The organism is Parendozoicomonas verongulae (assembly GCF_009711465.1).
Taxonomy (GTDB): domain Bacteria; phylum Pseudomonadota; class Gammaproteobacteria; order Pseudomonadales; family Endozoicomonadaceae; genus Sansalvadorimonas; species Sansalvadorimonas verongulae.
In genome coordinates this window covers 1-461 of the sequence record NZ_SMME01000278.1, presented here as the reverse complement: position 1 = coordinate 461, position 461 = coordinate 1, and the positions used below count along the sequence as shown (strand labels likewise).

Sequence of the window (461 nt, the reverse complement as noted above, 5' to 3'; positions counted from 1 at the left end):
GGAATAAGCGTGTGCTGCCCGACAACCGCATACCCTTGGCGGCGACCATTCACTAACACATCAAACCGATCCCCTTTCCGGCCATTAATATAAACGACAACCGCACTTTGAGCACGCTCCTGACCACCAATAGACACGTACTCGCCATTGGTCATAAAACTTGTACCCATATTCAGGGCGTAGCTTGTGGTCTGCTGACTGGCTGTACGAACATGGGAGAGAGAAGCATCCGTGCTGCCATAAGCACCAGCATAACGGAACCGGCTATTCAGGCGATCTTCCCCGGCACTGCTGGACACACCTCCATCAAAGCGCATATCTGCGTCATAAAGATCTCCATCAGCCCAGCTCCCGTTTAGCTGCAAACGTTCATCACGGTCTGTGCCTGCAGCGTTCTTATTCCACTGTGCCGTAGGTGTGGCCCGGAAATCCCAGCGCCCCCTGCGGAAACGAAGATTCAT

At 53.6% G+C, this 461-nt stretch carries 1 protein-coding gene; it reads right to left on the bottom strand.

The genetic code is table 11. The features are described from left to right. The coding region (locus E1189_RS22230; protein ID WP_196220843.1) for a hypothetical protein at positions 1-461 on the bottom strand (461 nt) is incomplete at both ends.